This window comes from Microvirga arvi (genome assembly GCF_016892765.1).
GTDB classification, from domain to species: domain Bacteria; phylum Pseudomonadota; class Alphaproteobacteria; order Rhizobiales; family Beijerinckiaceae; genus Microvirga; species Microvirga arvi.
This window is the reverse complement of sequence record NZ_JAFEMD010000126.1, coordinates 1-6,176: the sequence shown is the minus strand read 5'-3', so window position 1 is coordinate 6,176 and position 6,176 is coordinate 1. Positions and strand designations below refer to the sequence as shown.

The following is a 6,176-nucleotide window of genomic DNA, read 5'->3' as shown; positions in this document are numbered from 1 at the left end:
AGTGAGTTCCTGCCGGACGTAACCGGTCTTGCGGGAGGTGGATACGTCGTGGGGTATACGAGGCCCAACGGCGCCAATCCGGACATCTTCTTCCAGTACCTCGACGCGAATGGCGCTCCCATCGGGAATACCTTCTCAACAGCGATCAATCTTGGTGCTCAGAACGATGTCAGCCTCGCCCCTCGTGCGGACGGCGGCTTCGTGGGCGCCTTCCAGGACAACGTGCTGTCGATGACGACCTACATCCGCCTGGACAACTTCACTCCGGGGAGCACGAGCAGTGCGACCAGCATCATCTTCGAGAGTGGGGTCAATTTCTCGGAACCCGACCTCGCGCGACTGGCCGATGGACGATTCCTCGTGCTCTTCACCCGGGGGTTCGCCGACATTGAATACGCCGTGTTCGATCCCGCCACGAACACGTCGTCGGCTCCGACGCTCCTGACCGGAAGCGGGTCCCAGTTCAGCCCGAGCGTGGCGGCGAACGCCACGACGGGAACCGCGGTCGCAACGTGGCTCGATGGCAATGACGTCAAGCTCAGGCTCTTCAGTGGCGTAACACCGATTGGCCCGGAGCTGACCGTCCAGGACACCTTTGATGCCACCGCCCCGGACGTCGCGGCTCTGACGGACGGCCGCTACGTCCTGGTCTGGGAACAGACCAGCGCGCTCAACGACGAGGATATCAAGGCGAAGATCTACGATCCCGCGACGAACGCCTTCTCGCCCGAGATCACGATCGCCGGCGGCGGCGGATTCCAGGGCGATCCGACCGTTGCCGCGCTCCCGGGCGGTCGGTTCGTCGTCACTTGGACCGATTCCACGGGGGATCTGACGGACCTGAGCGGACCCGGGATCGCGGGTCGCCGCTTCGAGGCGGATGGGTCGCCCGCGGGCGACGCCTTCACGGTCAATGCCAGCACGCGGGAAACCCAGGCCACGTCCGCCTTGACCTCCCATTCGGACGGCCGCTTCCTAGCCACATGGATAGATACAAGTCAGCAGAACACCACCGACCTGAGCGGTTCCGGCATCAAGGGGCAGGCCTTGACCCTGCCGGGAACCGGAAACGAGGGTGGGGTCACGGACGGGACCCCGGGCTTCGACGTGCTTCGCGGCTACGGGCTCAATGAGGTGTTCCGCGGGTTCGGTGGCGATGACTTCATCTTCGGCGCGGGCGGCAACGACCAGATCTTCGGCGGTGCCGACGACGACAACCTCAATGGTGACAACGGAAACGACAGGCTGTTCGGCGAGGCCGGGTTTGACATCCTCAAAGGCGGAGCAGGAGACGACATCGTGAGCGGCGGGCGCGGGAACGACATCCTACGCGGCGGATTGGGTCGCGATGCCTTCCGCTTTGATGCTGCCCCGAACGCAGTGTCGAACAAGGACCTCGTCGTCGATTTCCGGTCCGTGGATGACATCTTTCAGATCGACAATGCGGTCTTCAGAAAGGTTGGCGTGAACGGCAGACTGAAGGCTGACGCCTTCCATCTCGGCGCTCGCGCTGAAGACGCAGAGGATCGCATCATCTACCACAAGGCGACCGGCACGCTGTTCTACGATCCGGATGGGACGGGCCGCGCCGCACAGATCGAGTTTGCGCAACTAGCCAACAAAGCGGCGATCAAACTGAACGACTTCCTGATCGTGTGATCTGTCACGCCATGTGAGCCGCTTCCATCGTCATGGAAGTGGCTCCGACCGCAAGCAAAGCTAGCTGCTTCCTGGAGCCAGCAACCGCTGCCGCGGCCATCGTTGCCGCGAGCTTGGCGATATACTCCCTACGTCCGGAACGGGTCAAAGTGTAACGTTGGGCGAACCAAATGAAGGTTCGCTTGTCGCGCCTTTGCAGAAATTCGGCTTACTTCCGGAACGTGCCAGGACCTGACCTTTAGATCACCAGATCGTTCTCCATGAACAGAATGCTCTCACTTGTGACATCATTCCTTGCCATGCCACGAGAGGCGACATGCCGTCGTCTTAACATGACGAGTGACTGTCCCATTCGGTCAAGCAAGATGCTCACGTGATGCCATATTCTGGATCCCGAATGCCTTGGCGATCCAACCAACGAGCGGCATCATGAATGACCATTCGCGCGGCGACGGCGACCGCCAACCGACCCGGGTCACCCTCTTCCTATTCGCAACGGGTATCGAGAACAGCTACCCCACAATCCAGAACGGCCGCGTGCGCCGCGACCAGATGGAGGAGTGCGGTCACTATCGCCTTTGGCAGCGGGACTTCGAACTCTTGGAGGATCTCAACATCCGCTTCCTGCGCTACGGTCCGCCACTGTACAAGACGTTTCTCGGGCAGGGCCGCTATGACTGGGAGTTCACGGACCTGACGTTCGCTTGGCTAAAAGAACGCGATATCATCCCTATCGTCGACCTGTGCCACTTCGGGGTCCCGGACTGGATCGGTGACTTCCAGAACCCGGACTTTCCGGCGCTGTTTGCCGAGTACGCCCGCGCCTTTGCTCAGCGTTTCCCCTGGGTCCAGTTCTACACTCCGGTCAACGAGATGTTCATCTGCGCCCAGTTCTCGGCCGCCTATGGCTGGTGGAACGAGCAACTGAAGAGCGACAAAGCGTTCGTGACCGCGCTCAAGCACATGGCCAAGGCGAACGTGCTGGCCATGTACGCGATCCTGGAGGAGCGACCCGACGCGATCTTCATTCAGAGTGAGTCGACGGAGTACTTCCATGCCGACAATCCCAAGGCGATCAAATCGGCCGAGTTCTACAACGCGCGACGGTTTCTCTCGCTCGACCTGAACTACGGCTACCCGGTCAACTCGCACATGCACGAGTACCTGCTGGACAATGGAATGACCAAGGAGGAGTACCATTTCTTGCTCGACAACACCCTGCGCCACCACTGCATCATGGGCAACGACTTCTACCACTCCAACGAGCACCGCGTCGGCGCCGACGGCGGGATCAAACCCGCCGGAGAGGTGTTCGGCTATGATGAGATCACGCGCCAGTATCACGACCGCTACGGTCTGCCGGTCATGCACACCGAGACCAACTTCGACCAGGGTCACGAGGGCGATGAGGCCGTCGACTGGCTCTGGAAGCAATGGGCCAACGTCCTGCGCGTGCGCAACAACCGCGTGCCCATCGTCGGCTTCACCTGGTACTCGCTCACCGACCAGATCGACTGGGACATCGCTCTGCGTGAGCAGCGGGGGCGCGTCAACCCGCGCGGGCTCTACGATCTCGACCGCAACATCCGACCTGTTGGAGAGGCCTTCAAGAAGCTTCTGTCCCAATGGCGCGAAGTATTGCCGACCCAGAGCGTCTGTCTGTTCGTTCCGGTCATACTGCCGAGCGAGTACGACGAGCCGGTGGCGGCCCGCCGCCGCGAGGGATGGCGCAGGTACTTGCGGCACGAACTGAAGAAAAAGCCCGAGCTCAGGAGCTAGCGTCACACCTTTGCCGCTACTATTTCGGATGGCATTCAACGTTATACGCAATGATGATTTGCGCCGGGTCAGCCGCGCCCGCTTGTTTCAAATCGTTCAGGCCGCTTTTGAGCTTCGCCCCTGCCTCCCTCAACGAGCCCTCGATTTTTGACTTTGCCGCCGTGCATCGCTCCTCGCTCGAGAACTCCTGGAAGACGACCGTCGGAACCAGTCTCCACTCGGTTCTGTCGTTCGTGGCCGCAGGGCTGACGGAGTAAGAGAAAATGTAAATCAGAACCCACATGACTGGATCCTCTGGGGCTAGATCTTCATGACGACGCGCCCATCGATCCTGTTCTCGCGCATGCGGCCGAAGATGTCGTTGATCGCCTCCAGGGGTTCGACCGAGTAATGAACCTTCACCTTTCCCTCGCCCGCGAATTGCAGGCATTCGGCGAGATCCAGGCGCGTGCCGACGATTGAGCCGCGGATGGTCTTGCGCATGAGAACCGTCTCAAAGATGTCGAGCGCGAACGAACCGGGAGGCAATCCGACAAGCGCCATCGTGCCCCCTTTCGCGAGCATGCCCAATCCCTGGCTGAAGGCCTGAGGCGACACGGCGGTCACGAGCACGCCCTGCGCGCCGCCGCAGATCTTCTTGACCTCGGCGACCGGATCGGTCGTCTTTGCATTGATCGTGGCGTCCGCGCCCATCTCACGGGCCAATGCCATCTTCTCGTCCGAGATGTCGACGGCAATCACGTTCCGCCCCATCGCCTTGGCATATTGCACGGCCACATGGCCGAGGCCGCCGATGCCGGAGATCACGACGGTGTCGCCGGGCTTGGTGTCGGTTTCCTTCAGGCCCTTGTAGACCGTGACCCCGGCGCACAGGATCGGCGCGGCCGCATTCCAGTCGAGGCTGTCGGGCAGATGGCCGACATAGTTCGGGTCCGCGAGCGCGTATTCGGCGAAGCCGCCATTGACCGAGTAGCCGGTGTTCTGCTGCCCGTCGCACAGGGTTTCCCAGCCGCCGAGACAGTGCCGGCAATGCCCGCAGGCGGTATGCTGCCGTGTTGCACAGATCGACTGGGAACGGCACTCAGCCCACTCTATGGCGTTCGTTTAGGCCGTGCGGACGGACTTCGGGCGTCCAAGCTCAAGCATGCGGTTGAGGGCATGAACGGCGATGGCGATTTCTGTCGTACGACGCCGGTCAGTCCGCGAGCGCAGGGCGTCCCCGATCACTCGTTTAAGCCGGCCGATGGCGCTCTCCACCAAGGCTCGTTGATTATACCCAGATGCCTTCTGCCAACCCATGCGGCCATGCTCAGCGATGCTCTGAAGATGCCGGTCGCGTTGGGTCGGAGTGGTCTCTCCACCGTCGCTCAGCACTGCCGTTGATCGTGGAGGAATGATCACATCAGCCTCAGGATGGTGCTTGCCAATGATGGCGTAGATGCCAGCTTGATCGTAGGCCCCATCACCAATAAAGGAGGCGAGTGGAGCTGCAGTCTGGTCGAGCAACGGTTCCACTTGCGAGCCATCATCGACATCGCTCGCAGTCAGCTCTGATGCAAGGATCTGCCCGGTCTCAGCATCGACCCCGATGTGCAGCTTGCGCCAGGATCGGCGTGTGCGGGTGCCGTGCTTCTCAATCAGCCATTCGCCAGGCCCACAGAGCCGCAGGCCGGTGCTGTCCACCAGCAGGTGAACAGGTCCTCTGGAGCGTGAACATGGCCTTGGCACCTCCAGGGTCTCGGCCCGCCGGCTCAAGGTCGAGTGATCCGGCACCGCCAGGTCTAGCCCCAGGAGATGGAGGATTGAGCCAATCGGCGTCGTCACGTTAACCCAGACATGAGATCGAGCGGTGTAGATGGTCTGGCATGAGCAAACCCGTCAGCTACAAACGCCATCGCTTTCCGCCTGAGATCATCGCCTACGCGGTCTGGTTGTACTTCCGGTTTCCTCTGAGCCTGCGGCTCGTCGAGGAGATGCTGCTTGAGCGCGGTATCGTCGTGTCCTATGAGACGGTCCGCCGGTGGGCGCTGAAGTTCGGGCCAGACTACGCCCGCCGCCTCAGGCGCAAGAGGCCAAGCCGCCGCGACATCTGGCACTTGGATGAGGTTGTGGTCACGATCTCTGGCAAGAAGCACTGGCTGTGGCGAGCCGTGGATCAGGACGGATACGTGCTTGATGAGGTCGTGCAGACGCGCCGCGACACCAAGGCCGCCAAGCGCTTGCTGAAACGGCTGTTGCGGAAGCAGGGTCGCCCGCCACGACGGTTGATTACCGACAAGCTCGGATCTTATGCTGCGGCCCGGCGGCACATCATGCCAGAAGTCGAGCACCGCTCGCATAAGGGGCTCAACAATCGGGCGGAAAATTCGCATCTGCCGTTCCGTCGACGAGAGCGGGCGATGCAGGGCTTTCGATCGCCCAGGTATCTGCAGCGGTTTGTCAGTGTCTTCTCTGCCGTCCGTAATCTCTTCGTTCCACCTCGCTCCAGCCGCTCCGCCCCCGCCACACGCCTGCACCGCCTCAATGCCATGGCGGAATGGAATGCTGTGGCCAATCTTGCTGCTTGAACCTGCCCAGCGACCAAATCGGCCTTAGGTGCCCTTGCTGGCAGCTAACGTGACAGCGCCCGATTGGCTTCTCTCGCTAGACCGCTGTCCATCTTTAACCCTGGACCTCCAGGGTCCCCTGGTCCTCTCGCTAGCAGCGCCAGTCTGATTTACGGGCGCATCATCATTGGT

The 6,176-nt window shown here is 61.4% G+C and carries 5 protein-coding genes and 1 pseudogene; 3 read left to right on the top strand and 3 right to left on the bottom strand.

Annotated elements, in window-relative coordinates; translation table 11 throughout:
• The coding region (locus tag ILT44_RS29675; RefSeq protein WP_372441293.1) for a calcium-binding protein at positions 1-1,659 on the top strand (1,659 nt) is incomplete at its 5' end.
• Between the two features lie 429 nt (positions 1,660-2,088).
• Positions 2,089-3,438 carry a family 1 glycosylhydrolase gene (locus ILT44_RS29670; protein ID WP_204243203.1) on the top strand — a complete coding sequence of 450 codons (1,350 nt, stop codon included), beginning with the start codon at positions 2,089-2,091 and terminating at the stop codon, positions 3,436-3,438.
• A gap of 19 nt (positions 3,439-3,457) precedes the next feature.
• On the opposite strand, the gene ILT44_RS29665 is transcribed toward ILT44_RS29670, so the two are convergent.
• The 3 genes and pseudogenes from ILT44_RS29665 to ILT44_RS29650 all read right to left on the bottom strand — a co-directional run bounded on the left by ILT44_RS29665 (position 3,458) and on the right by ILT44_RS29650 (position 5,262).
• Complete coding sequence (locus tag ILT44_RS29665; RefSeq protein WP_204243202.1) at positions 3,458-3,721, bottom strand: hypothetical protein; 264 nt, start codon at positions 3,719-3,721, stop codon at positions 3,458-3,460.
• A 17-nt stretch (positions 3,722-3,738) separates the two neighbouring features.
• Positions 3,739-4,485 (bottom strand): annotated as a pseudogene (locus ILT44_RS29660) (zinc-dependent alcohol dehydrogenase); the annotation flags it as partial.
• A gap of 57 nt (positions 4,486-4,542) precedes the next feature.
• Positions 4,543-5,262 carry an IS5 family transposase gene (locus ILT44_RS29650; protein ID WP_204243200.1) on the bottom strand — a complete coding sequence of 240 codons (720 nt, stop codon included), beginning with the start codon at positions 5,260-5,262 and terminating at the stop codon, positions 4,543-4,545.
• Positions 5,263-5,303: 41 nt separating this feature from the next.
• On the opposite strand from ILT44_RS29650, the gene ILT44_RS29645 reads away from it, so the two are divergent.
• Complete coding sequence (locus ILT44_RS29645; protein WP_204243199.1) at positions 5,304-6,005, top strand: IS6 family transposase; 702 nt, start codon at positions 5,304-5,306, stop codon at positions 6,003-6,005.
• Positions 6,006-6,176 lie beyond the last annotated feature (171 nt).

What these genes read in the sequence shown, in the direction of transcription:
- ILT44_RS29645 (WP_204243199.1), top strand. Translation starts at nt 5,304, where the DNA reads ATGAGCAAACCCGTCAGCTACAAACGCCATCGCTTTCCGCCTGAGATC.
- ILT44_RS29670 (WP_204243203.1), top strand. Translation starts at nt 2,089, where the DNA reads ATGAATGACCATTCGCGCGGCGACGGCGACCGCCAACCGACCCGGGTC.
- ILT44_RS29665 (WP_204243202.1), bottom strand. Translation starts at nt 3,721, where the DNA reads ATGTGGGTTCTGATTTACATTTTCTCTTACTCCGTCAGCCCTGCGGCC.